A 24789-nucleotide genomic window follows, 5' to 3' on the forward strand; every position below is an offset into this window, starting at 1 on the left:
GATCTGATGCATAAAATTACAGTATTGAAAGTCTCTCTTAGTTGGGCTTACATTAGCGTCATCAAACGTAGACAGCGACTGAGTTAACTCAGGCTGACGCGGTAGCTCCAAGGAGGAGTTGTTCAGTGAAATATTTCTTTATGGGTATCTCAATTATGTTGGTGGTTTGGGTTGGCACCTTCATGATGATGGTCGAATAATATTCGACTGAGACATTCACTACCTGACATTGTATAAAGGGCGCATTTGCGCCCTTTATCATTTTGAGTTGCTAAATCACTTACCCGGCATCATTCTGCGCAAAGTATCATCGCGGCGAATATAATGATGATAAAGCGCCGCCAAGGCATGAGCACCAATCACGAAATATCCTAAATTAGCAATTAATTCATGTGCTTGTTTTAGATAGGCCCGCGCTTCATCATTCGGTGTCACCCATTGCGGGACTTGCCAGCCGAGCAAGAACCAGGTTTTCCCGCCATAGGCCTGCGCCAAAACACCCAAAATTGGTAACGATAAAAACATCAGATACAAGCCCCAATGCAAAATATGCGCCCCTAATAGCTGCCAATCAGGTAATTTTGGGGTGATGGGAGGGATTGTATTTTTGTGGCGTAACCAGAGACGTACCAACATAAGCAGCCAGACAGAAATGCCAAAATTGAAATGCAGATTCTTCGCTAATGTTCTGTCTTCATCAGGCACCGAGTCACTGAGTAGCATGGCCGCGTAGGTCAGGATGACCATCAGTAACGTCAACCAATGCAGGGTTATCTGAGGTAATGAATAGCGATTTCTCATAGCCGCACGCTCCACTTAAATAATGCAATTAAGACTAAGTATGTGTTAAACAGCTAAAGAGAAATCGCTAACGGATTAAACCGCTTCCCCTGACGCAGGTTTAGCCGGTTTCAGCAAACCATCCGCACGGAACATACTTTTAATCCCGCGCACCGCCTGGCGGATCCGGTCCTGATTCTCAATCAGAGCAAAACGGACGTGGGTATCACCATAATCTCCGAAGCCAATCCCCGGCGAGACGCAGACTTTCGCATCAGACAGCAAACGTTTAGCAAACTCTAATGATCCTAAATGCGCGTAAGGCTCGGGAATTTTAGCCCAAACGTACATTGATGCTTTCGGATTTTCAACCATCCAGCCCGCTTCGTGCAGCCCACGAACCAAGGCATTACGGCGTTGGCGGTATTGTTCGGCGATATCACGCACACACTGCTGATCCCCTTCCAGCGCAGCAATAGCTGCCACCTGTAATGGGGTGAAAGTGCCGTAGTCGTGATAGCTCTTAATCCGCGCCAATGCATTGACCAATTCGGGGTTACCGACCATAAAACCAATACGCCAGCCCGCCATATTGTAGCTTTTAGATAAAGTAAAGAATTCAACTGCAATATCTTTTGCACCAGGGACTTGCATGATTGATGGGGCTTTCCAGCCATCATACACAATGTCGGCATAAGCCAAATCATGCACCACCAGCACATCATATTGCTTCGCCAGCGCCACAACGCGCTCGAAAAAGTCCAGCTCGACACATTGTGCCGTCGGATTAGACGGGAAACCGAGGATCATCATTTTCGGTTTCGGAATAGTTTCGCGAATGGCTCTTTCCAATTCACCAAAAAAATCAATACCTTCGGTCAGGGGAACCGAACGCACTTGTGCGCCCGCAATTACCGCACCGTAGATATGAATAGGATAACTGGGATTAGGCACCAGCACGGTATCACCATGATCCAATGTCGCCAGCATCAAATGCGCCAGCCCCTCTTTCGAGCCGATGGTGACAATGGCTTCACTTTCAGGGTCAATATCTACCTGATAACGATCCGCATACCAGCGCGAAATCGCTCTGCGCAAGCGAGGTATCCCTCGAGAAGTTGAATAGCCGTGAGTGTCTTCACGTTGTGCAACGCTGCACATTTTCTCAACAATATGCGGAGGCGTCGGGCCATCCGGATTACCCATACTAAAATCAATGATGTCTTCACCACGGCGACGCGCGGCCATCTTCAACTCAGCAGTGATATTGAAAACATAAGGGGGAAGACGATCAATTCGGGTAAAACGACGTTTGGAAGGGGATTCAGCCATAATTTCCTCAAGGATACGTTAGCGCCCGGACCGTCCGAGCGACGCTGACCAGTAAATGGTCTATTAATGAACATATCCCAGCGCTGATTAACTGTCGATAGGCTGATAACAAATATCCAACTCATCGGAGTTCAACGCGATAGCTCAAATTCACTATCCAACAGCCCCAATACCCAGTCATCACACCATTGCCCATCCAACTGGAAATTATCACGCAAGGTGCCTTCCAACTGAAAACCGCAGCTCTCCAACGTCCGCCGCGAAGCCGTGTTCCCTACAGTGACCGTGGCTTTCATTTTATGGAATTGGCATTGTTGAAAACCAAACTCCAGTACTGCCATCAGTGATTCTTTCGCAAAACCCTTACCGTGATAAGACGGCAATATGGCATATCCCACCTCAGCCTGTTGCAGCGGCAGCCACTCAGCTAAAAAACCGGTCAGTCCTATCGCCTGCCCACTTTCTCTTTCGCGGATAACCAAACATAACCAGTGATTGGAGGTTTTTTCCCACGGCATTAAACGTGATTCAAAGCGAGCGCGTATTTCTGCCATTCCCTGTGGATCAGCAATATAGCGCTGAACATCCGGGTTTTGATGCAATTGTAAAAACAGCGGCCAATCCTGCTCGACAAGACTGTCCAGCATCAACCGGGGTGTTCTCAACGAAATGGGCGAGCAACTAAACATGGGGATCACTGGCACTATTTTTCCCTCGATTTGAAGATGTTAGCCGTAAAAAGAGGAGAAAAATTAAAGAGGAAATTTTACAAAAACCTCATCCCTTTATTCTTCTCTATTTTACCTAAATAATATTTACCTGAAGATAACAAAAAACAAACAAATGGTCAGCAAAACGCAACCATGACTCTGGCCTCAACCTACTGCTATTGGAGAATCAACATTATGTCTTCATTACAAATAGACGATATCCCCGCAGCAATCAAAGCGGTGAAACAACAATTACGTCAAGCGCTACCCAATTATCAGCAGGTCTTCCAAGACGTAGAAGAGAATATCCGTCAACAAGTTAGCGAGATCCGCCGTAGCCTGGCTCAGGGTGAGAACCCGGTTCCACGTATTCATGCTGATGATATTATCAATGGCAAAGTCACTGACGAGCAAAAAGCCCAAATAAAACAACGGGGCTGCTGCGCCATTCTCGGGGTATTCCCGACGGAGAAAGCCGCCGCCTGGAACCGCGAAATCGGTAATTATCTGGAGCGCAATAATTTTGTCGAGCGCCTGAAAAATGCAGCGGAAGACAACTACTTCGGCACTCTGGCAGCCAGCAAGCCACAAATTTACGGCATTTACTGGTCAACTCCGCAGGTTGAAGCTCGTCAGCATCAACGTATGAACGCAGTACAGGTTTTCTTAAATAACTTGTGGCAAACCGAGAGCAATGGCAAGCAACACTTTGACCCTAACCGAGTGGTAACTTATGCCGACCGCACCCGCCGCCGTCCGCCAAAATCCTCATCTCTGGGCCTATCACCCCATGTAGATGGTGGTTCTATTGAGCGCTGGCTGGATGAGAATTTCCGCCATGTTTACCGCCATGTATTTTCTGGTGAATGGCAGAAATACGATCCCTTTGCTGCTGAGGGTCGCCCGGAAGTACGCGAGTTCCCGTCACCCGCAGTATGCTCTATGTTTCGTACTTTCCAAGGCTGGACGGCACTGACACCACAACGCACTAATGCCGGGACGTTAAATGTCATTCCAATTGCCAATGCCATGGCTTACATCCTGCTACGCGCTTTGCAAGATGATGTGGCTGATGATGACTTATGCGGCGCAGCGCCGGGGCGTGCATTATCAGCCTCTGAGCAATGGCATCCTCTTTTAATCGAAGCCATTTCCCCTATTCCTGATCTGGAAGCAGGCGATACTGTATTTTGGCACTGCGATGTTATCCATTCGGTAGAAAACGAACATAACGGCGAGTTTGATAGCAATGTTATGTATATCGCTGCTGCCCCATGGTGTGAAAAAAATGCCGCTTACTTGCCACGCCAGTTAGCCAGCTTTATTGATGGCCGCTCACCGCCTGACTTTGCAGCCGATGATTTTGAAGTTGATTTTGTCGGCAGAGCCACGGTCGATAATTTAACCGCCATCGGCAAGCAGCAATTAGGGATGAAATAGCCTTATTCCACCAGATAGTCTGTCGGAGTTTATTTCTCCGGCAGACTCCATCAACAGCACGGATAAAGTAGCAGTCTCCCCCCATTTTCCTTATAGTGAGTCGCTTATTCGCCCCAGGATCTGATGGTTTCTTACCGCCAATTCCCGGTTGTCACCAAGAGAAAATAGTGTGCACCAGATATTTGAAATGCTACTGGCGGTATTTGATCGCGCCGCACTAATGCTAATTTGCCTGTTCTTCCTGACCCGCACCCATCTATTTCGTCAGTTATTGCAAAAAGAGAAACACACGCCGCTAGAATTGGCCGCCGTCACCGCAATCTTCTCGTTATTTGCTATTTTCGGCACCTATTCCGGTATCAATGTTGAGGGTTCGCTGGTTAATGTGCGGGTGATTGCCGTGATGTCCGGCGGTATTCTATTTGGCCCATGGGTCGGGATTATTACCGGGCTTATTGCTGGCTCTCATCGCTATTTGATTGATATTGATGGCATTACCTCTGTTCCCTGCTTGATTACCAGTATTATTGCTGGCTTGATGTCGGGTTATATCAACCTGAAAGTCAAAAAAGAGCGGCAATGGAGCATCGGTATTCTGGCCGGTATGATTTGTGAATCGCTGACCATGCTCTTGGTGGTTATATGGGCCAAACCGACGGCATTAGGTATCGATATTGTGTCTAAAATCGCCATTCCGATGATTTTAGGGGCGGTTTGTATCGGGCTGATTGTGCTGCTAGTGCAGAGTGTCGAAGATGAAAAAGAGGTAATTGCTGCGCGACAGGCAAAGCTGGCACTGGATATCGCCAATAAAACCTTACCCTACTTTCGCCATATCAACGGCGAGTCATTGCGCAGTGTGTGTGAAATTATTCGCCATGATATCAAAGCCGATGCTGTCGCGATTACTGATACTCAACATATTTTGGCGTATGTGGGCGTCGGGGTGGAAACTTATAATATCGGTCATGAAATAATCAGTGACATTACCAAGGAAAGTATTCAGCGCGGTAAAATTACTATCCGCAATAACGACGAAGTCCATCGAACTCCTGAAATTCATTCGCTTATTATTATTCCCTTATGGGAAAAAGGTGAAGTGACTGGCTCGCTGAAAATCTATTATTGCCATGCCCATAAAATCACTTATTCACTCAAAGTGATGGCGGTAGGTTTGTCGCAAATTATCTCAACCCAAATTGAGGTTTCGCGTATTGAACAACTGCGCGAAATGGCGAATAAAGCGGAAATGCGGGCGCTACAAAGTAAAATTAACCCACACTTTTTATTTAATGCCTTAAATGCTATTTCATCATCAATTCGTATTAATCCAGATACCGCGCGTCAATTGATCATCAATCTATCGCGCTACCTGCGCTATAACCTTGAACTGAATGATGAACAAATTGATATTCGTAAAGAACTGCATCAAATTCAAGACTATATCGCCATCGAACAGGCGCGATTTGGCAGCAAATTGACCGTCATTTATGATATTGACGATGATATTGCACTAAAAATTCCCAGCTTGTTGATCCAGCCGCTGGTAGAGAATGCTATCGTGCATGGTATTCAGCCGTACCGAGGTAAAGGTGTGGTGGTTATTGCGGTTAAAGACTGTGGCGATCAGATAAAAATCTCGGTGAAAGATACCGGCAATGGGATCAACCAGGAAACTATTGAGCGCGTAGCAAATAACGAAATGCCCGGAAATAAAATCGGCTTACTGAATGTTCATCATCGAGTGAAATTACTCTATGGCGAAGGTTTACAGATACGCCGAATGGAACCAGGCACCGAGATTTCTTTTTATATCAGTAAAAATGGTGGCAAAGTCCATGCAGAACCCAGCATTCCAGCCGGAGCTTAATCCGTGAAAGCAATTATTGTCGAAGATGAATTTCTGGCTCAGGAAGAATTAAGTTATCTGATCCAGCAGCACAGTAATATCACCATCGAAGCAACTTTTGATGATGGGCTGGACGTGCTTAAATATCTGCAAAATCATCAGGTTGATGCTATTTTTCTCGACATTAATATTCCGTCCCTCGATGGCGTTTTACTGGCGCAAAATATCAGCAAATTTACCCATAAACCTTACATTATCTTTATTACCGCTTACAAAGAACATGCAGTAGAAGCCTTTGAAATTGAAGCGTTTGACTATATTTTAAAGCCTTACCACGAATCGCGTATTGTCACTATGCTGCGAAAGCTGGAAGCTCTGTATAAGCGCGATCGCCAAAATAAAGAACAAACCAACAGCCCAAGTCATCGTTCTACTGCCCATACCATCAATCTGATGAAAGATGAGCGCATCATTGTCACGGATATCAATGATATTTATTACGCAGCGGCGCAGGAAAAGGTCACGCTGGTTTACACTCGGCGCGCAGAGTTCATTATGCCGATGAATATCACTGAGTTTTGTAGCCGCCTTCCTGAAGAGTACTTTTTCCGCTGTCACCGCTCTTATTGTGTGAATTTAGCCAAAATCCGCGAAATTGTACCCTGGTTTAACAACACCTATATTCTGCGCCTCAGTGATTTGGACTTTGAAGTCCCGGTGAGCCGCAGCAAGATAAAAGAATTCAGGCAACTGATGCGCCTTTAAATGCATTTCATTCCACCCCGAATGCAGCTCATTCTCCTTTCGATCTATAGCTATTAGCCCGCCCGTATACTGGTTTCATTCGGCGGGCTGATAACACCGCAATACAAGATTTTCGGTGCTCCATCAGCGCGTAATTTTTAGGCTCCGACGATATTGCTGACTCCTATCCCGTCAGCAATAACCCCATTCGGGCCGTATGCATTGATGTTTAAGGAGTCCGGCATGAGCAGTAAACCGGTAAATCGTTGGCTAATTGTTGTTGGTACTATCATCGTCCAGATGGGTTTAGGCACTATCTATACTTGGAGCTTATTCAATCAGCCACTGGGGGAAAAATTCAGTTGGTCACTCGGGGCAGTGGCAACCACGTTCTCAATCACCAGTTTTTCTCTGGCTATCGCCACCTTGTTTGCTGGCCGTCTACAAGAACGCATTGGTATTCGTAAACTGACGCTAATTTCCGGCATCATTCTCGGTTTGGGTTTGATAGCCAGCTCTTTTGCCACCTCGCTAGGAATGATTTATCTGCTGGCGGGTATTGTGGTTGGTTTTGCCGACGGCACCGCCTACATCACCACGTTGTCGAATTTGATTAAGTGGTTCCCGGAACGTAAGGGGTTGATTTCAGGTATTTCTGTCGGTGCATTTGGTACTGGTAGCCTGCTGTTCAAATATGTGAATGCCAGTTTGATTGCCAATCAGGGGGTCTCACTGGCTTTCTTCTACTGGGGCATTATTGTGATGGTTTTGGTCGGGGCGGGTTCTTTCCTGCTGCGGGAAAAAGCAGTCGCACCACAAACCGCTACTCACCAGCCATCTGCGCTTGCTGGACGTGATTTCAGCGTCAAAGAGATGCTGGCGGTCAAAGAGTCTTACTTCCTGTTTATCATCTTCTTCACCGCATGTATGAGTGGCTTATATCTGATTGGTATCGTAAAGGATTTGGGCGTGCAACTGGCGGGTATGGATTTGGCGACCGCGGCCAATACCGTGTCGGCTATCGCCATTTTTAACACTGCCGGACGTATTATTCTCGGAGCGCTATCCGATAAAGTGGGCCGCCTGCGAGTTATCAGCTTTACCTTGCTGGTGACCACTTTAGCCGTATCGGTGTTGAGTTTTGTCCCGCTGACTCATGCCCTGTTCTTCTTGTGTGTCGGTGCCATTGCTTTCTGTTTCGGCGGAAACATCACAGTATTCCCGGCCATTGTGGGTGATTTCTTTGGTCTGAAAAACCATAGCAAAAACTATGGGGTTATCTATCAAGGGTTTGGTTTAGGCGCACTGGCAGGGTCATTTATTGCGGCGCAACTGGGCGGATATCACGCAACCTTTATCGTTATTGCAGTGATGTCAGTGGTTTCTCTGTTGTTAACCCTGATTATCAAACCACCGAAAGGGGCTGCTACCGAGGCAGAAAACAGATCAAGGGCTTCATCTGGAGTCACTGCCAGCAGCCACGCCTAAGTATTATAGTTGTAAAAAAAGCAGAGCCTTGGCTCTGCTTTTTCATTTCAATCCAGTGATCTATGCAGTTTTAAGGATGGAGAGTATGCCCTAACTTCTGGCGCAGATAAGCCCCCGCTCCCAGTAAACCGGGTTGCTGGTGAGTGATCATATAGACCGGAATATCCAGTAAGAAATCTTTGAAACGCCCTTTATCCTCAAAAGCTCCGCGGAAACCGGAAGATTTAAAGAATTCCATAAAGCGCGGCACAATACCGCCTGCGATATACACGCCACCAAAGGTACTGAGATTCAAGGCTAAATTGCCACCAAAACGCCCCATAATCACGCAAAACAGTGATAATGCGCGACGGCAATCAGTGCAACTGTCTGCCAGAGCGCGTTCAGTCACATCTTTCGGTGCCAGATTTTCGGGCAGACGAGCATCAGAAATCACAATGGCTCGGTATAAATTGACCAGCCCAGGCCCGGAAAGCACTCGCTCAGCGGAGACGTGGCCCAACTCTTGGCGCAATACCGCCAAAATTCGATCTTCTTCTTCACTATTGGGCGCAAAATCCACATGCCCACCTTCACCTGGCAGGCTTATCCAGCGACTATCCACATTCACTAAATGTGCCACCCCTAAGCCCGTCCCAGCACCATATACAGCCACCGGTTTACCCGGCTGTGGCGATGTACCGCCAAATTGCAGCACATCTTGCTCTGACAACATGGGAATTGCCATTGATACGGCGGTAAAATCATTAATGATCTCTAAGTGTTTCAACCCGAGATTTTTTTGCATCGCCGCGATAGAAAATGCCCAGGTATGATTGGTCATTGCCACCCAATCACCGGTTATTGGGCAGGCAATAGCAATACAGGCGTGCTCTACCGTGACCTTATGCTCTGATAAATATTGCTTAATGACAGCTTCCAGACTGTCGTAATCTAACCCTGAATATGTTTTTGCTTGTGATATTTCGCCCGTCGCCACAGCGCAAAGCGCCAAACGGGCATTAGTGCCGCCAACGTCACCCACCAGGGCATAGCTCGTCATCAGAAACTTCTCCGTTACAGGTATTCTTAATTTCAACTATGCTCACTGTAAAATCAGGTTGGCGAAACAACAATCTCAATGCTGGAAACCGTTTCGCTTTGCGATAAAGATCACATAAAAACGTTTCAGCAGCGGTAATTTACCGCTGCTGAAGTGAGAAATCACGGTTCGTGATGAGTCAAATATTAGTATTAAATGAAGGGGAAAGGTGCCGTTGGGGTCGTAACGGCGTAAGCCGTCGAAGTGCCCTAGGTACGGTCAACCCTTCACTCACTGAGCCATAAATAGCTTTGTCATTAACTTCATATTAGTTTGAACCACGCCCTTTATCAGCAGCTGGCGTCAAAGTATCGGGCTGACGTGAGCGGATAATTCGCGCCCGCAAACTGTCATAAGCCCAGTTATAGAACATGGTGTAAGGCAGGAAGAACAAGAAGAAACCGATCTCCAATATAAACGCCTGTAACAGTGAGATCCCCAATGCGAAAGCCGCGAGCGGCAAACCAATCAGAATAAACCCACCTTCAAAGCCCAATGCATGGAATACTCGCACGCGCAGAGTTTTCGCTACCCGACTCACCGGCCAGAAGTAGTCGAACAGGCTGTTGTAAATAATGTTCCATAGCATCGCCACAGAAGAGAGAAGAATGGCCAATGTTCCCATTTGTAATACAGAACGATCGAGTAACCATGCCCCGACTGGCGCACAAATTGCGACGGCAATCACTTCAAAGCCAATGGCATGGATAACACGTTCAAAAAATGATTTGCGCTGAACTTGCATAAAACACCCACTTAATTAATCAATAACACAATGTCGAAGGTGATTATCATCGTTTTTTGAGATAGATTAAAAATAGAACCCATCGATAAAATAGATAGATTATGCACTACTCTCCCGAAGCACTGATTGCGTTTGTCGAAGCTGCCGCACTGGGTTCATTCTCCGCTGCGGCCCGAAAACTACGCAAAAGCCAGTCAACCATCAGCACCGCCATCGCCAATCTGGAGGCCGATCTGGGGTTAACCTTATTTGACCGGCAAGCCCGTCAGCCAGTGTTAACCGATCACGGACGGCGCGTGCTCTCTCATGTGCAAGAAATTCTGGCTGCCAGTGAACGCCTGGATAATCTGTCAATCCGGCTGGCGGGCCAGGTTGAAACGCGTCTGACATTTGTCTTGTCCGACACCTATCAACCGACCCATCATGAAAGTCTGCTGCGACGCTTTGAGCAGCGCTATCCCGATATCGAATTTGAGTGTTTGATTGCTGAAGATGACGATGTGATTGATTTGCTACAACTGAGGCGGGCGCATATCGGTGTGGTAGAGGTGCAGCAACATTACCCGCCGGACATTGCTGCCAGCCGATTAGCCGAGCAAACCGAAATGGCGATATTTGTGCAACATCATCATCCGCTGGCACAATTATCTCAGGTTCACCCGGAACAACTCGCCACCACCCGCCAACTCTGTCTCAATACCTATAACCGCACCGAGCGCAATCAGTCGCAAGGACTGATATGGTCAGCCCCAAGCTATTTGATGTTGATGGAGATGGCGGTGCAAGGATTCGGCTGGGCAATTTTGCCGCGCTGGATGGTTGAGCAGTACAGTGATAAAAAACTCGTTGCCTTGCCAATCACCGGTTGGCCAAAAATGATCTCAATTGATGCGGTTTGGTCGAAAAAAAGCCCGCCGGGGCCGGCAGGCTATTGGCTGTTGGATCAACTAACCGGCGCCATTAAACCGCCGCATTACGGGCCTGAATAGATTTGGCCACATTAACCATTAATTCAGGCATATCCATTGGTGGCAACATAACCTCAATGAATGCTAATTGCGGGCAATTTTCGATCTGTGCCAGCACCTGTTGCAGTTCATCAGCCTGCGTGACACGGCAGGTCAGTGAGGCTTTGTCCACAGCCAAGGCTTGTGGTAACTGCGTCCAATTCCACTCGGCAATATCGTTATAGGGTTGCTGCGGTCCATGAATAGCTCGCTCTACGGTGTAACCATGATTATTAAGCAGAAAAATAATAGGAGTTAAACCATCACGCAGCATCGACCCCAACTCCTGTATGGTAAGCTGTGCTGCACCATCCCCCACCAGCAATATGACTCTGCGTTGCGGTTGCGCCAATTGCGCGCCATAGGCTGCGGGCAAGCTAAAACCAATCGATCCCCACAATGATTGGGCGACAAAGGTACAGCCAGAAGGTAGACGCAGTGCGGCAGCCCCAAAACTGGAGGTGCCTTGATCTGTCACCACAATATCGCCCGGCTGCAGGAAATATTGGATGTGATACCAAAAGGCTTGCTGGCTAAGGAGATTGTCTGACGGTAGCACGGGCATAGGATGAGTGATGACCGGTTGATGCCACTCCCCCTGTAAAGACAGACACAACTCGTGTAGCGCATTAACGGCGGCCAGCATCGGGATTTGACTAAAAACCTGACGCCCAATCCGCACCTGTTCAGGCTGAACATCAATACAATTATCCTGAGTAATATGTTGGCTGAATCCGGCGGTAATGGTATCGACGAACCACACTCCGACGGTGATAAGCACATCGGCCTCTTCAATATATTCTCTGACGCTGGCATCACTGGCAGCTCCGGCATAAGTCCCGATGAACATCGGGTGAGTCTCATCCAGCAAGCCTTTCCCCATTAGCAATGTGGAATGCGGCAAGTTCACCTCTGCCAGCCAATGATTCAGTGCTTGTCGTGCACCAAATCTATCGGCGAGAAAATCTGCCAATAACGCCACCCGGTGCGCCGACTGCAATTTTTCACGAGCTGCCTCAATAAAAGCCTGTAACGAGGTCGGGGATAACATCGGCTGAGACAGTGCTAACGCCCCAGATTGGCTGGTTAACTCCGCCTCTCCCACATCAGAGGGAAGCTGTAAATAGACCGGACGCCGTTGATAAAGTGCCGCCACCAATAAGCGATCAATCTCAGACGCGGCATTTTCGGCAGTTAAGCTGGTATGCGCGCAAGCAACCTCTTTCGCCATCCGCGCGAAATGGTTGAAATCACCATCGCCAAATGAATGATGTAATAATTCACCCGCTTTTTGCGAGCGCAGCGCCGGAGTGCCAACAATATGAATGATAGGAAGATATTCAGCAAAACTACCCGCGATACCATTAATAGCGCTTAACTCACCCACTCCTGTCGTGGTCAATAACGCCGCAGCAGGCATGACACGGGCATATCCATCAGCCGCATAAGCCGCGTTAAGTTCATTCGCGCATCCCATCCATTGGATAACCGGATGGCTGATGACATGATCCAAAAAGTGAAGATTGAAATCACCAGGGACACCAAATAGGTGCCTGATACCCACTTGTGCCAGTCGATCCAGTAAATAATCCGCTACCTTATAGTTGCTCACCATCACTACACCGTCTCAATATTTATTGTTGGTAAATAAGTATTGAGCAAATCATCAATAAATCTAATGTTTTTTAAATTATTAATTAGCTCGCACAGAATAAGGTTTTGCTGACAGGCACTTTCCCCGGTCACCGAATGTAAACTCTGTGATCACACCAGCGTTCGAAACCAGTGGAAACGCATACATTAAGGCGTTGTTTACTTTCATCAATAAGGGGCATCATGGTCTATCAGGCAGCGTCCTCCCGCTATCAGGAGATGGAGTATCACCGTTGTGGCCACAGTGGATTAATGCTGCCAGCGATCTCTCTTGGCTTGTGGCATAACTTTGGTGACAGCACCTTGTATGAGAATAGCCGCAACTTGATTCATCGCGCTTTTGATCATGGTATTACCCATTTTGATTTAGCCAATAACTATGGCCCACCGCCCGGTTCCGCCGAACTAAACTTTGGCCGAATCCTGCAACAAGACTTGCGCCCTTATCGCGATGAACTGATTATTTCATCCAAAGCGGGTTACACTATGTGGCCTGGCCCTTATGGTGATTGGGGTTCCAAGAAGTATCTGGTTGCCAGCATTAATCAAAGTTTGCAGCGGATGGGGCTGGACTATGTTGATATTTTCTATCACCACCGCCCAGACCCTAATACGCCATTGGAAGAGACGATGGCAGCACTGGATTTGCTGGTGCGCCAGGGTAAAGCCTTATATGTCGGCTTGTCCAATTACCCGGCAGCACAAATGCGTCAGGCCTGTGAAATTCTGGAGCAACTCGGCACGCCTTGTCTGATTCATCAACCCAAATACTCCATGTTTGAGCGCTGGATTGAAACAGATCTGCAAGATACACTGGACGAGTATGGTGTTGGATCTATTGCTTTCTCGCCGCTAGCAGGCGGTTTATTAACTGATCGCTATTTGGCCGGTATCCCATTGGACTCACGGGCAGCCAGTGACAGTAAATTCCTGACTCCTGAGCAACTTTCAGCGGAAAAACTGGCTAAGGTTCGCCAATTGAATGAACTCGCGCTTGATCGTGGGCAGAAGTTGTCGCAAATGTCTTTAGCGTGGGTATTGCGGGGCGGGCGAGTGACGTCAGCACTGATCGGAGCAAGCAAAATCAATCAAATTGATGATGCTGTGGGTATGTTAGCCAATACTGAATTCAGTGACGCAGAAATAGAAGCTATTGAAAATATATTAGTGTAAACGCTCTCTTTTTAAGCATTCAATAGGGGGCTAACGCTCCCTGTCAACATCTGCTCTATCCCCTCACAGATAAATCCTAAATCTTACATTTACAGTTTTATCCGAATCCCTGTAGCTGGCTTACTGTTTAAGATAGCGCCATAGCCTGTAAGGCCAGACAAGGATAAATAATGTTAAAAACGGCCATGTTTAAATCAACAATGTTAAAGCTAAGCGTAGTGAGGCCGAGAAGGATAAAACCGCTGTTACTGATAACCATCTTAGCCTGGTTCCCGCTTATCCCGATGGCCAATGCCGAGAGTATTGAGCTGCTACCCGGTGTTTCACTACAGATTGGTGAACAAGACCGCAGTGGTAATTATTGGGATGGTTATGACTGGCGTGACCGTCAATGGTGGCAAAATCATCAAGGACGAGATTTAGGCGAGCGTAATCGTCATGGTCATTACTGGGACGGTCACCGCTGGCAACACAAAGATTGGTGGAAAAAGAACTACTACTATCGTGATGGACACTATTGGAAATATGATAAACATCATAAAAAACAGAGTAAAAAACATCATCGCGGCAAAGGCCATGATCACCATGACCATGATTAGATGAGAATACCCCAGGCGAGTTTTTGTCCTTAGCTCGCCTTACTGATAAATTAAATCAGGCTCACCAATAAGTAAGCATTCAATCCAATCACCACCAGTACAATCAGTTTCCCCAAAATCTGAATCAATTTTGAGTTAACCATATCCCCCATCAATTCTTTATTGCCGGTAAAAGCCAACAGCGGCACTAACGCTAAAGCAATACCGAAACTCAGCAATACCTGACTCATCACCAGTATGCGAGTGGCATCCATTCCCATCAAAATGACAATAAAGGAAGGCAACATAGTTACTGTTCGGCGCACCCAAATAGGGATGTAAAACCGCACAAACCCCTGCATAACCACTTGTCCAGCCAAGGTTCCGACCACGGTTGATGACAGCCCGGCGGCAACTAAACTCAAACCAAATATAGTCGCAGCAGCATTACCCAATAGGGGTTGTAGCGTTAAATAGGCTTGTTCAATTTCCGCAATACTGCCATAACCGTTGAAGTGGAAAGCGGCAGCTGCCGTCGCCATCATCGCCAAATTGACGAAACCCGCAATCGTCATGGCAATGGCTACATCTAATTTTGTTGAGGCGTAACGATCAGCTTTGGAATTTTCCCCGGCGGTTTGCGTCAATGATGAATGCAGATAGATAACGTGCGGCATTATAGTTGCGCCCAAGACCCCGGCGGCTAAAAATACAGCATCGCGGTTAGGAAGATCCGGGATTAACATCCCACGGCCTAAGGCTGCTATCTCTGGGCGTGAGAAGACAAGTTCTACAATATAAGCTGCAGCGACAAACAGCAGCAGGCCACCAATCACTAACTCTAATGGCTTTTGCCCACGCTTTTGTAGCATCAATATAAGGAAGGTCGCGATACCCGTAAGTACCGCCCCCTCAAGCAGCGTCACGCCCAAGAGCAATTTGAACCCAATCGCCGCCCCAATAAACTCAGCCAGGTCTGTCGCCATCGCAATAATTTCGGCTTGCACCCAGTAAGCCCACACCGCAGGGCGCGGAAAGCGGTCACGAATATGTTCAGCCAGATTTTTGCCGGTAGCAATACCGAGCTTGGCGGAAAGGAGTTGGATAAGCATAGCCATAAAATTGGCCCAAACCACGACCCATAATAAGGTATAGCCAAAGGAAGCACCGGCCTGAATATTGGTGGCAAAGTTGCCGGGGTCGATATAGCCGATAGCCGCGATAAAAGCAGGCCCCATCAGGGAGAGTTTGATTCTCCTTGATGTACGGGGGGGCGTATCGACAACACGACTATTCAACATTCAGTATTACCCTTGAAAAACTTACGGCTACTTTCTCTTATCTTTAATAATATCTAAATGATAATAATTATCAAGCGCATTTAGAGGGATGAAACTTATCTCTCTGATAGCTAATACCGCATAATTTGCCGTGCCGTCATCGCCAGTTGTTGGTTTCTGAAAAATTGAGTTAACAGCTACATCGCAATTTTTCAGACCGAACGCTACAATTGCTCAAACTAGCATATTTACACTATCCCTGTAGCATATTATTAACATCCTGTTTTTTGTGATCAACCCCGCTAATTTGTTTGCATTTATGAAAGTGAATTTCTATATTTGCAGACTACATCTCGTTTTTAATGTAGCCGTTACATAAAATGTCCACCAAAACCTAGCCTGCCTCTAATTTGGAGCACACATGTCCCATATTCTACAGTTTGCGTTGGCCTTAGTCGTAGTGGCCATACTCGCTCTAGTGATCTGTAAGGATCGTAAAAGCATCCGCATTCGGTTTGTTATTCAATTGTTGGTTATTGAGGTGCTGTTAGCGTACTTCTTCCTCCATTCGGAAGTTGGATTAGGTTTTGTGAAAGGATTCGCCGGTTTATTCGACAAGTTGCTTGGATTTGCCGCTACCGGTACCGATTTTGTCTTCGGCAATATGGGTGATAAAGGTCTCGCGTTCTTCTTCTTAAGAGTGCTATGCCCTATCGTCTTCATTTCTGCCCTGATTGGTATTCTGCAATATATTAAAGTTCTGCCGGTCGTTATTCGTATTATTGGTACTTTACTGTCCAAAATTAACGGTATGGGTAAGCTGGAATCATTTAACGCAGTCAGTTCACTGATTCTGGGCCAGTCTGAAAACTTCATCGCCTATAAAGATATTTTGGGCAAAATGTCTGAAAAACGCATGTACACCATGGCAGCAACGGCAATGTCGACGGTTTCTATGTCGATAGTCGGTGCTTATATGTCAATGCTGGACGCGAAATTCGTGGTCGCAGCACTGGTGCTTAACATGTTCAGTACCTTTATTGTGTTGTCGTTAATCAACCCATATAAAGCTGAAGATGAAGAAGAGTTACAACTGAGCAACCTGCACGAAGGGCAGAGTTTCTTTGAAATGCTGGGTGAATACATCCTTGCTGGTTTTAAAGTTGCCATTATCGTTGCAGCAATGCTGATTGGTTTCATTGCATTGATTGCTGCGATGAATGCTCTGTTCAGTCTGCTGTTTGGTATTAGCTTCCAGGGTATTCTGGGCTATGTCTTCTTCCCGTTTGCCTGGGTAATGGGTATCCCTGCTCATGAAGCCTTGCAAGTTGGCGGTATCATGGCAACCAAACTGGTTTCAAATGAATTTGTGGCCATGATGGACTTGCAGAAAGTGGCATCAGAATTGTCACCACGCAGTGTGGGTATTCTGTCCGTATTCCTGGTTTCATTCGCTAACTTCTCTTCCATCGGTATCGTAGCTGGTGCGATTAAAGGCCTGAATGAACATCAAGGTAACGTCGTTTCTCGCTTTGGCTTGAAACTCCTGTACGGCTCTACGCTGGTCAGTGTGCTGTCCGCTTCTATCGCGGGCCTGGTGCTCTAAGTACCAGAAAAAAATCGTTAAAAAGGCGCTACGGCGCCTTTTTTTATGCCTGAGATTCGGGGATGAGTTATTTGCTTAGGGAATAAGTTTTAGGAAGTTAAAAATGAGACTATAGGTAAATAAGACAGGTATACAGGGAATGGTATTGGGGTATTAGGATTCTATATAATGGTGGATCGTGCGGGATTACTCGGCCGCTGGCCTCGCCCTTCGGGTCAACGCTAGCGCGTTGCTGTCTCGCTTCGCTCGGCTCGAACCTGAACGCAGGGTCTCATCCACACGATATTGTGTAGTATGCAATTTCAGAGTTTGGGGGAAGTTGCTGAGGTACTGGATATAATGGTGGGTCGTGCGGGATTCGAACCTGCGACCAATTGATTAAAAGTCAACTGCTCTACCAACTGAGCTAACGACCCATTATATAATTTTGAAAGCAAAGAAGTGGTGGGCGATACCAGATTCGAACTGATGACCCCCTCCGTGTAAAGGAGATGCTCTACCAACTGAGCTAATCGCCCCGCCGTGTTGTTGGAGTCGCATTATAGGGATAGTTCGAAGTGAGTCAACGGTTTTTAAAACGAAAACAATCGTTCGCCGCAAATTTAAACAGGATGCGATATTTATCACCGCTATGGGCGTTTCTTTAGCCGGATCTGTTTGTAATCATCAATTGCATATCGGTAACATCGTTGAGGAATTGTCTCAGGGTGGTAGAATGTCGCCTACTTTTTCGAAATTCGAGCAACAGCCAGCTTTTGCTGGTCGGCGTAGCGTAATAAGGCATCGAACCCAATGAAAATCAAAACCCGTTTTGCACCCAGCCCTACCGGCTATCTCCACGTTGGTGGCGCGCGCACCGCGCTGTATTCCTGGTTATTCACCCGCCATTTCGGTGGTGAATTTGTTTTGCGTATTGAAGATACCGATCTTGAGCGCTCAACTCAGGAAGCCATCGACGCCATTATGGACGGTATGAACTGGCTGAATCTGGATTGGGATGAAGGCCCGTATTTCCAAACCAAACGTTTTGATCGCTACAATGCGGTGATCGACCAAATGTTGGAAAATGGCACTGCATATAGATGCTATTGCTCTAAAGAGCGTTTGGATGAATTGCGCGAAACCCAAATGGCCAACGGTGAGAAGCCGCGCTACGATGGTCGCTGCCGCGATAGCCAGTGTACCCACAGTGCTGATGAACCTTCGGTGGTGCGTTTTCGTAACCCGCAGGAAGGCTCAGTTATTTTCGATGATAAAATCCGTGGCCCAATCGAATTCAGCAACCAAGAGTTGGATGACTTAATTATCCGTCGTACCGATGGCTCACCAACTTATAACTTCTGCGTAGTCGTTGATGACTGGGATATGGAAATCACTCACGTTATCCGTGGTGAAGACCATATCAACAACACCCCTCGCCAGATTAACATTCTGAAAGCATTGGGCGCGCCCGTTCCTGAATATGCCCACGTTTCAATGATTCTGGGTGATGACGGCAAAAAACTGTCTAAACGTCATGGTGCAGTCGGCGTGATGCAATACCGTGATGACGGCTATCTGCCAGAAGCCCTGCTGAACTATTTAGTTCGCCTGGGTTGGTCGCATGGTGATCAGGAGATTTTCTCTGTTGCTGAGATGACCGAGCTATTCACCCTGGATGCGGTGAGTAAATCCGCCAGTGCTTTCAATACTGAAAAACTGCAATGGCTGAACCACCACTATATCAATAGCCTGCCACCAGAGCAGGTTGCCGTTCACCTGTCATGGCAGGTTGAGCAGTTGAGTATTGATACTCGCAACGGCCCTGAATTGGTCGAAATCGTTAAACTATTGGGCGAGCGCTGTAAGACACTGAAAGAAATGGCTGAATCTTGCCGTTACTTCTATGAAGAATTTGATGAATTCGACGCAGATGCTGCGAAAAAACATTTGCGCCCTGTCGCACGCCAACCGCTGGAAGCGGTTAAGGCCAAACTGGCTGCCATCACCGAGTGGACTACTGAAAACGTTCACAATGCCATTCAGGGCACGGCTGATGAGTTGGGTGTAGGTATGGGCAAAGTTGGCATGCCATTGCGCGTAGCGGTCACTGGCGCTGGTCAATCACCAGGAATGGACGTCACCGTCCATGCTATCGGCCAGGCACGTTCACTGTCTCGTATTGATAAAGCGCTCGCTTTTATCAGCGAACGTGAAGCGCAGCAATAAAATCAAATATAGTTATCAGGCGACTGAGTAAAGTCGCCTTTTTTATGCTGTTTGCTCACTGATTTGGCGGCTTTTTCAGCGCTTGGCGTGAGAAATAGAATTAGCCGTTGACACTGTTTCAGGGGTTTCATATCATGCGCCCCGTTCACACGATTTATTATGTGCGCATTGGGGCTATAGCTCAGCTGGGAGAGCGCTTGCATGGCATGCAAGAGGTCGACGGTTCGATCCCGTCTAGCTCCACCAAATTATCTTGTTTAATAAAGTCTTAGACTTGATAATCGGGTGACATGATAGATAAATCAGTACGAACAACCACATTTGTGGGGCTATAGCTCAGCTGGGAGAGCGCTTGCATGGCATGCAAGAGGTCGACGGTTCGATCCCGTCTAGCTCCACCAAATTATCTTGTTTAATAAAGTCTTAGACTTGATAATCGGGTGACATGATAGATAAATCAGTACGAACAACCACATTTGTGGGGCTATAGCTCAGCTGGGAGAGCGCTTGCATGGCATGCAAGAGGTCGACGGTTCGATCCCGTCTAGCTCCACCACTCTTTAAAAGACCGGCCTATGGCCGGTTTTTTGCTTTTTAGCATTTATCATAATCATTCTCCGCTGCTATCCTGCTCCAAACACATTGATTACCGAGGAAACAGGCAATGAACCAGCAGCAACAAATCATTGAATGGCTACGTGCAGACCCCTACCGGATGCAAGCATTGTCTATTGCCCGTGAACTTCAGTTAAACCAATGGTGTCTGGCCGCAGGATTTGTCCGTAATCTGGTGTGGGATAAGCGACATGGATACCTTTCCTCTACCCCACTTAATGATATTGATTTAGTCTATTTCGATGAACAAGATGCCAGTGAGCAGCATGATTTACAGCTCGAAGAACAACTTAATCACACAACTTCAGCCCTGCACCCGTCATTCCCGTGGTCAGTCAAAAATCAAGCCAGAATGCACCTGCGCAGTGGTCGCTGGCCTTACACCAGTACAGAAGATGCCATTAGCTATTGGGTCGAGGTGGAAACAGCGATTGGGGCCTGCCTTAAAGAAAATGGTGATATTGAACTGGTCGCCCCATTCGGTTTGTCTGCCTTATTTAGTCAAACCATTACGCTGAATACTAAAAACGGTGAAATTGATACTTACTACCAGCGGGTCAACAGCAAAGGGTGGCAACAGCATTGGCCGCAACTGCAATTGGTGGTTTAGAACCTGGATTTAACGCTTATAAAACCATCAAGTGATAGGTTACTGATTAGCAAGTGATAAGATTGTGTAAAACCCCGCTGAAAGGCTAAAGATTAATATCCTTCACGTCGATAAATATTATTCCACCCACGTTTTCTAAGGAATAATGATGTCGAATACTATCTCTACAGCATCAGTGTCAGTAAGTAGTAGCAGCTCTTCGGATAGCAGTACCGCCGCACAGATTAAATCTCTTAATCAAGAGATCCAAAAACTGACCGAAAAGTTAAGTACCTTAAAAGACTCTGGTTTAACTGCTGATGAGTTGCAAAAACAACAGCAACAAATTCAGAGCCAAATAGCAGCACTGCAAGCTCAGGTTGCTCGTATTGAGGCACAGGCGGCGGAAAAAGCCAAAGAAGGTAAAGACGATACAACCAGCGCGAGTACACCTACAGGTGATGGGGTAAACCGCCCTTCTGCTCAAAACCAGATTGACGTTTATATTTAATGAAGTTTGTGCCCTACAAAATAAGACTATGGCGATGATCTGCGACTGTTCATCGCCATATTTAAGTCTAAAAAATTAGCCCCGTTTGAGGGGTTTAACCAAACCATCCAGCCCTTCAATTTTAATCGCCAGCGTCATCTCCATCAACATACCTAGCTTGCCTTGCGGGAACTCACCTTTACGGGCGAACCAAAGCAGGTACTCTTCCGGCAGATCGATTAACACCCGCCCCTGATATTTACCAAAGGGCATCCGGGTATTGGCGATTTCAACCAAGTTCTCTTTTTCCATACAACCCTCAGTTGTTAGGACGACTCACCGAGCAAACGGATCATTTCCGCTTCATCGATAACAGTAATCCCCAGTTCCTGCGCTTTCGCCAGTTTCGATCCCGCCGCTTCACCCGCAATCACCAGATCAGTTTTTTTGGAAACACTGCCACTGACTTTGGCCCCCAAAGCGGCCAGGCGATCTTTGGCTTCGTCCCTTGAGAGGATAGTCAGTGAGCCGGTCAGAACTACTGTTTTTCCCGCAAATGGGCTGTCTATCTCTTCGGCTATAATTTGCTGCGGCTCGGGCCAAGTGATCACTTTTTCCAGCGCTTCGATCACTTTCTGATTGTGCTCTTCACTGAGGAAGTTCACCACGTGCTTAGCCACCACTTCCCCGACATCTGGCACACTTTTTAATGCCTCGATATCAGCAGCTCGTAGGTTTTCCAGATTACGGAAATGAGCAGCCAAATTGGCCGCTGTTGCCTCACCCACTTCGCGAATGCCCAGCGCATAGAGGAAGCGGGCAAAAGTCGTCTGTTTTGCCTTTTCCAATGCTGCGACCAGATTTTGAGCAGATTTTGGCCCCATCCGATCTAATCCGGTCAGTATTCCGGGAGTCAGAGCAAACAAATCAGCTGGGTTCTCAACATACTGTTTTTCGACCAATTGCTCGATAATTTTGTCACCCATGCCATCGACATCCAGCGCCCGGCGCGAGACAAAATGCTTCAGTGCTTCTTTACGTTGCGCGGCACAGAATAACCCACCGGTGCAGCGGGCAACCGCTTCCCCCTCAACCCGCTCGATATCAGAACCACACACCGGGCAGTGCTCAGGGAAAGTGATCTCTTTGGCATCCTGTGGGCGTTGCTCCAACACCACACCCACCACTTGTGGAATAACATCGCCAGCACGGCGGACAATCACAGTATCGCCGATACGCAAACCCAAACGCTCAATTTCATCGGCATTATGCAAGGTTGCATTGCTGACAATCACACCTGCCACTTGCACCGGTTCCAGCCGCGCAACTGGCGTAATTGCGCCCGTTCGCCCCACCTGAAACTCCACTTCGCGGACTTGCGTTATCTGCTCTTGTGCCGGGAATTTAAATGCCGTGGCCCAGCGAGGCGCACGCGCAACAAAGCCCAGCTGTTCTTGTAAGTCGAGTGAATCAACTTTGATAACCACACCATCAATATCAAAACCTAAACCGCTGCGGTCTTGTTCAACTTGACGATAAAAAGCAATGACTTGCTCGCTGCCAGTGCATAATTTGATCCGATCACTGACCGGTAAGCCCCAGGCCTTAAATTGCATCAGGCGCTGGATATGGCTGCGGGGAAGTTCGCCGCCCTCCAATAACCCGACGCCATAGCAGAAGAAAGTTAATGGCCGTTTAGCCGTAATACGTGGGTCAAGTTGGCGCAATGAACCGGCGGCAGCGTTACGCGGGTTGGCGAAAACTTTCCCCCCTTTGCGACGAGCTTCATCGTTAAGCTGCTCGAAACCCGCTAATGGCATAAAGACCTCACCACGAACTTCGACGCGTCGCGGGAGTTTATCGCCCTGCAAGCGCAGAGGAATAGCACGGATAGTGCGCACATTGGCGGTAATATTTTCACCAGTGGTGCCATCACCACGCGTCGCCGCTCTGACCAGCTCGCCATCTTCGTACAATAAACTCACTGCCAGGCCGTCAAGTTTCAATTCACAGCAGAACGTCAGGGGGTCGGCGCGTTTCAGCCGATCATGTACCCTTTTGTCAAAAGCCAGATAGCTTTCTTCATCAAATACGTTATCGAGAGAGAGCATCGGGACTTCGTGTTTAACCTGCTCGAAAGCATCAAGCGGCGCAGCACCTACTCGTTGGGTCGGTGAATCATTGGTAATCAATTCAGGATGTTGTGCTTCCAGCTCACGCAATTGCTGCATCAGGCGGTCATATTCAGCATCAGGGATCTCTGGTGCATCCAACACATGGTACAGATGTTCGTGATGGCGCAATGAGGTTCTTAGTTGATTAATTTGCTGAATTATTGATTCCATAGCTCACCATCAAAGATAAAAAACCCCCGGCATGCGGGGGTTCGGGTTAATTCGATTCATTGCAAGGCAACATTATCAGGCGGTTGCGTTTGCATCCAACACTTCGCGGATGCGAGCCTTATATGTTTCCAGTTTTTGCGGGGTCATCATGCGGCGTTCGTCATCCAACACCACACCACCGACATCATCGGCAATGCGTTGGGCTGATTGCAGCATCAACTTAAAGTTTTGATTCGCGTCGCCATAAGACGGCACCATCATAAACATTGAGACACCCGGCGTTGAGAAGTCAGACATAGTGTCAGGGTCAAAAGAACCCGGTTTCACCATATTTGCCAGACTGAATAATACTGGGCCACTTCCTGCAGGGCTTAGATGACGATGGAAAATACCCATCTCACCGAACTGGAAACCAGACTGAAGCACACTTTGTAGCAACACTTCGCCACCCAGAGCACCACCATGATGTGCAGCAACATGCAACACTAATACGGTTTCTTTCAGCTTTTGCGGTTTCAGCTCAGGAGCCGCAACAGCAGGCTCTGGCTGTGATTCCACATGTTGTGGAGCCACCCGAGGGGCATGTTCAGCCACATGTTGTGGCTCTGCATAACGCGGTTGTGAATCATGTTCTTCAACCGAGCCAAGCAAAGGATCACGCTGCGATTCATGCGGTGGTTGCTCAGCAGATAGCCCACCCAAAAGAGGGTCGTCATAGTCTGTTGGCACTGAAGCAAAAGGTTTTTGGCGAGGCTCCGCCTTGACCTGCACCGGTTTGGTTTCAGTATGCTGAATCACCGGCAGTTCATCATCGTCTTCATCAATATGATTAAACGAAGGCTTCTCTTGTGGATGAGCAGTGCGGACGCGCACTTCTCCTACCCCTTCATCAAGACTCTCGATCGGGGTTTCAACACGTTCTTGTTTCGGACGTTTAACTGGGCGATCGCGAAAAAGCGATGAGCGTTCTTTACGGCTGGTCCATAAACCATGCAATAACAACGCTATTATGGCGATCGCGCCAACAACGATTAATATCAGACGCAAATCCTGCATCATTACTATCTCTGTTGTTC

22 protein-coding genes, 5 tRNA genes and 1 other RNA gene are annotated in these 24789 nt (G+C 47.5%); 15 read left to right on the top strand and 13 right to left on the bottom strand.

Features of this window, described 5'->3' with window-relative positions:
• Nucleotides 1-125 precede the first annotated feature (125 nt).
• Nucleotides 126-200 (top strand): membrane protein YpdK, encoded by a 75-nt coding sequence (gene ypdK, locus FTB31_RS04635; RefSeq protein WP_098057507.1) that lies wholly within the window; start codon nucleotides 126-128, stop codon nucleotides 198-200.
• Between the two features lie 76 nt (nucleotides 201-276).
• On the opposite strand, the gene FTB31_RS04640 is transcribed toward ypdK, so the two are convergent.
• The 3 genes from FTB31_RS04640 to FTB31_RS04650 all read right to left on the bottom strand — a co-directional run bounded on the left by FTB31_RS04640 (nucleotide 277) and on the right by FTB31_RS04650 (nucleotide 2759).
• On the bottom strand, nucleotides 277-801 hold the full coding sequence (locus FTB31_RS04640; RefSeq protein WP_227719308.1) for a cytochrome b: 525 nt from the start codon (nucleotides 799-801) through the stop codon (nucleotides 277-279).
• A 75-nt stretch (nucleotides 802-876) separates the two neighbouring features.
• Nucleotides 877-2112 (bottom strand): alanine transaminase, encoded by a 1236-nt coding sequence (gene alaC, locus FTB31_RS04645; protein WP_227719307.1) that lies wholly within the window; start codon nucleotides 2110-2112, stop codon nucleotides 877-879.
• A gap of 131 nt (nucleotides 2113-2243) precedes the next feature.
• Nucleotides 2244-2759 (bottom strand): GNAT family N-acetyltransferase, encoded by a 516-nt coding sequence (locus FTB31_RS04650; RefSeq protein WP_050076223.1) that lies wholly within the window; start codon nucleotides 2757-2759, stop codon nucleotides 2244-2246.
• 258 nt (nucleotides 2760-3017) lie between these two features.
• On the opposite strand from FTB31_RS04650, the gene FTB31_RS04655 reads away from it, so the two are divergent.
• From FTB31_RS04655 to FTB31_RS04670, 4 genes are all read left to right on the top strand, one after another.
• Entirely contained in the window at nucleotides 3018-4262 is a 1245-nt protein-coding gene (locus FTB31_RS04655; protein WP_077173791.1) for a DUF1479 domain-containing protein, read from the top strand.
• Between the two features lie 169 nt (nucleotides 4263-4431).
• Entirely contained in the window at nucleotides 4432-6132 is a 1701-nt protein-coding gene (locus FTB31_RS04660) for a sensor histidine kinase (protein WP_050076225.1), read from the top strand.
• Nucleotides 6133-6135: 3 nt separating this feature from the next.
• Nucleotides 6136-6876 (top strand): LytR/AlgR family response regulator transcription factor, encoded by a 741-nt coding sequence (locus tag FTB31_RS04665; protein WP_227731155.1) that lies wholly within the window; start codon nucleotides 6136-6138, stop codon nucleotides 6874-6876.
• A gap of 222 nt (nucleotides 6877-7098) precedes the next feature.
• On the top strand, nucleotides 7099-8343 hold the full coding sequence (locus tag FTB31_RS04670; protein WP_227721988.1) for an L-lactate MFS transporter: 1245 nt from the start codon (nucleotides 7099-7101) through the stop codon (nucleotides 8341-8343).
• Between the two features lie 70 nt (nucleotides 8344-8413).
• On the opposite strand, the gene glk is transcribed toward FTB31_RS04670, so the two are convergent.
• Both glk and FTB31_RS04680 read right to left on the bottom strand, forming a co-directional pair.
• Complete coding sequence (gene glk / locus FTB31_RS04675; protein ID WP_077173788.1) at nucleotides 8414-9385, bottom strand: glucokinase; 972 nt, start codon at nucleotides 9383-9385, stop codon at nucleotides 8414-8416.
• 307 nt (nucleotides 9386-9692) lie between these two features.
• Nucleotides 9693-10169, bottom strand: a complete 477-nt coding sequence (locus FTB31_RS04680) for a multidrug/biocide efflux PACE transporter (RefSeq protein WP_050076231.1) — start codon at nucleotides 10167-10169, stop codon at nucleotides 9693-9695.
• A gap of 101 nt (nucleotides 10170-10270) precedes the next feature.
• Here FTB31_RS04680 and FTB31_RS04685 point away from each other — a divergent pair, with 101 nt between their 5' ends.
• On the top strand, nucleotides 10271-11158 hold the full coding sequence (locus FTB31_RS04685; protein WP_077173787.1) for a LysR family transcriptional regulator: 888 nt from the start codon (nucleotides 10271-10273) through the stop codon (nucleotides 11156-11158).
• On the opposite strand, the gene FTB31_RS04690 is transcribed toward FTB31_RS04685, so the two are convergent.
• On the bottom strand, nucleotides 11130-12791 hold the full coding sequence (locus tag FTB31_RS04690) for an alpha-keto acid decarboxylase family protein (RefSeq protein WP_175631710.1): 1662 nt from the start codon (nucleotides 12789-12791) through the stop codon (nucleotides 11130-11132). The two genes, FTB31_RS04685 and FTB31_RS04690, sit on opposite strands and share 29 nt — an antisense overlap.
• 221 nt (nucleotides 12792-13012) lie before the next feature.
• Between FTB31_RS04690 and FTB31_RS04695 the strand changes: the two genes are divergently transcribed.
• Both FTB31_RS04695 and FTB31_RS04700 read left to right on the top strand, forming a co-directional pair.
• Entirely contained in the window at nucleotides 13013-14002 is a 990-nt protein-coding gene (locus tag FTB31_RS04695; protein WP_227719304.1) for an aldo/keto reductase, read from the top strand.
• Between the two features lie 170 nt (nucleotides 14003-14172).
• On the top strand, nucleotides 14173-14601 hold the full coding sequence (locus FTB31_RS04700; protein WP_050076237.1) for a DUF2502 domain-containing protein: 429 nt from the start codon (nucleotides 14173-14175) through the stop codon (nucleotides 14599-14601).
• Nucleotides 14602-14651: 50 nt separating this feature from the next.
• On the opposite strand, the gene FTB31_RS04705 is transcribed toward FTB31_RS04700, so the two are convergent.
• Complete coding sequence (locus FTB31_RS04705) at nucleotides 14652-15881, bottom strand: Nramp family divalent metal transporter (protein WP_011815865.1); 1230 nt, start codon at nucleotides 15879-15881, stop codon at nucleotides 14652-14654.
• A gap of 400 nt (nucleotides 15882-16281) precedes the next feature.
• Between FTB31_RS04705 and FTB31_RS04710 the strand changes: the two genes are divergently transcribed.
• Nucleotides 16282-17466 (top strand): NupC/NupG family nucleoside CNT transporter, encoded by a 1185-nt coding sequence (locus tag FTB31_RS04710; RefSeq protein WP_019081724.1) that lies wholly within the window; start codon nucleotides 16282-16284, stop codon nucleotides 17464-17466.
• A gap of 169 nt (nucleotides 17467-17635) precedes the next feature.
• On the opposite strand, the gene FTB31_RS04715 is transcribed toward FTB31_RS04710, so the two are convergent.
• The 3 genes from FTB31_RS04715 to FTB31_RS04725 form a co-directional block, all read right to left on the bottom strand.
• A non-coding RNA gene (locus tag FTB31_RS04715) (RtT sRNA) lies at nucleotides 17636-17761 on the bottom strand.
• Between the two features lie 45 nt (nucleotides 17762-17806).
• Nucleotides 17807-17882 (bottom strand) — tRNA-Lys (locus tag FTB31_RS04720).
• Nucleotides 17883-17908: 26 nt separating this feature from the next.
• Nucleotides 17909-17984: transfer RNA gene (locus FTB31_RS04725), tRNA-Val, on the bottom strand.
• Nucleotides 17985-18258: 274 nt separating this feature from the next.
• On the opposite strand from FTB31_RS04725, the gene gltX reads away from it, so the two are divergent.
• The 6 genes from gltX (at nucleotide 18259) to FTB31_RS04755 (ending at nucleotide 21389) form a co-directional block, all read left to right on the top strand.
• A complete protein-coding gene (gltX, locus tag FTB31_RS04730) occupies nucleotides 18259-19674 on the top strand; it encodes a glutamate--tRNA ligase (RefSeq protein WP_227720071.1) in 1416 nt (471 codons plus the stop codon).
• 170 nt (nucleotides 19675-19844) lie between these two features.
• A tRNA-Ala gene (locus FTB31_RS04735) sits at nucleotides 19845-19920 on the top strand.
• Between the two features lie 79 nt (nucleotides 19921-19999).
• A tRNA-Ala gene (locus FTB31_RS04740) sits at nucleotides 20000-20075 on the top strand.
• A 79-nt stretch (nucleotides 20076-20154) separates the two neighbouring features.
• A tRNA-Ala gene (locus FTB31_RS04745) sits at nucleotides 20155-20230 on the top strand.
• Between the two features lie 108 nt (nucleotides 20231-20338).
• Complete coding sequence (locus FTB31_RS04750) at nucleotides 20339-20899, top strand: nucleotidyltransferase family protein (protein WP_050076239.1); 561 nt, start codon at nucleotides 20339-20341, stop codon at nucleotides 20897-20899.
• A 148-nt stretch (nucleotides 20900-21047) separates the two neighbouring features.
• On the top strand, nucleotides 21048-21389 hold the full coding sequence (locus FTB31_RS04755; RefSeq protein WP_019081726.1) for a FlxA-like family protein: 342 nt from the start codon (nucleotides 21048-21050) through the stop codon (nucleotides 21387-21389).
• 75 nt (nucleotides 21390-21464) lie between these two features.
• On the opposite strand, the gene FTB31_RS04760 is transcribed toward FTB31_RS04755, so the two are convergent.
• The 3 genes from FTB31_RS04760 to zipA form a co-directional block, all read right to left on the bottom strand.
• Nucleotides 21465-21680, bottom strand: coding sequence for a DUF3820 family protein (locus tag FTB31_RS04760; protein ID WP_019081727.1), 216 nt, complete (start codon nucleotides 21678-21680; stop codon nucleotides 21465-21467).
• 14 nt (nucleotides 21681-21694) lie between these two features.
• On the bottom strand, nucleotides 21695-23713 hold the full coding sequence (ligA, locus tag FTB31_RS04765) for an NAD-dependent DNA ligase LigA (protein ID WP_227731156.1): 2019 nt from the start codon (nucleotides 23711-23713) through the stop codon (nucleotides 21695-21697).
• A gap of 75 nt (nucleotides 23714-23788) precedes the next feature.
• Nucleotides 23789-24772, bottom strand: a complete 984-nt coding sequence (gene zipA / locus FTB31_RS04770; RefSeq protein WP_139343690.1) for a cell division protein ZipA — start codon at nucleotides 24770-24772, stop codon at nucleotides 23789-23791.
• Nucleotides 24773-24789: the final 17 nt, after the last annotated feature.

Source organism: Yersinia proxima (assembly GCF_902170785.1).
In the GTDB taxonomy this organism is placed as follows: Bacteria; Pseudomonadota; Gammaproteobacteria; order Enterobacterales; family Enterobacteriaceae; genus Yersinia; species Yersinia proxima.

Bases quoted from the DNA above. Each gene is read 5' to 3' on its own strand.
- FTB31_RS04640 (WP_227719308.1), bottom strand. From the start codon at position 801: ATGAGAAATCGCTATTCATTACCTCAGATAACCCTGCATTGGTTGACG.
- alaC (WP_227719307.1), bottom strand. From the start codon at position 2,112: ATGGCTGAATCCCCTTCCAAACGTCGTTTTACCCGAATTGATCGTCTT.
- FTB31_RS04650 (WP_050076223.1), bottom strand. From the start codon at position 2,759: ATGCTGGACAGTCTTGTCGAGCAGGATTGGCCGCTGTTTTTACAATTG.
- FTB31_RS04655 (WP_077173791.1), top strand. From the start codon at position 3,018: ATGTCTTCATTACAAATAGACGATATCCCCGCAGCAATCAAAGCGGTG.
- FTB31_RS04670 (WP_227721988.1), top strand. From the start codon at position 7,099: ATGAGCAGTAAACCGGTAAATCGTTGGCTAATTGTTGTTGGTACTATC.
- glk (WP_077173788.1), bottom strand. From the start codon at position 9,385: ATGACGAGCTATGCCCTGGTGGGTGACGTTGGCGGCACTAATGCCCGT.
- FTB31_RS04680 (WP_050076231.1), bottom strand. From the start codon at position 10,169: ATGCAAGTTCAGCGCAAATCATTTTTTGAACGTGTTATCCATGCCATT.
- FTB31_RS04685 (WP_077173787.1), top strand. From the start codon at position 10,271: ATGCACTACTCTCCCGAAGCACTGATTGCGTTTGTCGAAGCTGCCGCA.
- FTB31_RS04690 (WP_175631710.1), bottom strand. From the start codon at position 12,791: ATGGTGAGCAACTATAAGGTAGCGGATTATTTACTGGATCGACTGGCA.
- FTB31_RS04695 (WP_227719304.1), top strand. From the start codon at position 13,013: ATGGTCTATCAGGCAGCGTCCTCCCGCTATCAGGAGATGGAGTATCAC.
- FTB31_RS04700 (WP_050076237.1), top strand. From the start codon at position 14,173: ATGTTAAAAACGGCCATGTTTAAATCAACAATGTTAAAGCTAAGCGTA.
- FTB31_RS04705 (WP_011815865.1), bottom strand. From the start codon at position 15,881: ATGTTGAATAGTCGTGTTGTCGATACGCCCCCCCGTACATCAAGGAGA.
- FTB31_RS04710 (WP_019081724.1), top strand. From the start codon at position 16,282: ATGTCCCATATTCTACAGTTTGCGTTGGCCTTAGTCGTAGTGGCCATA.
- gltX (WP_227720071.1), top strand. From the start codon at position 18,259: ATGAAAATCAAAACCCGTTTTGCACCCAGCCCTACCGGCTATCTCCAC.
- FTB31_RS04750 (WP_050076239.1), top strand. From the start codon at position 20,339: ATGAACCAGCAGCAACAAATCATTGAATGGCTACGTGCAGACCCCTAC.
- FTB31_RS04755 (WP_019081726.1), top strand. From the start codon at position 21,048: ATGTCGAATACTATCTCTACAGCATCAGTGTCAGTAAGTAGTAGCAGC.
- FTB31_RS04760 (WP_019081727.1), bottom strand. From the start codon at position 21,680: ATGGAAAAAGAGAACTTGGTTGAAATCGCCAATACCCGGATGCCCTTT.
- ligA (WP_227731156.1), bottom strand. From the start codon at position 23,713: ATGGAATCAATAATTCAGCAAATTAATCAACTAAGAACCTCATTGCGC.
- zipA (WP_139343690.1), bottom strand. From the start codon at position 24,772: ATGATGCAGGATTTGCGTCTGATATTAATCGTTGTTGGCGCGATCGCC.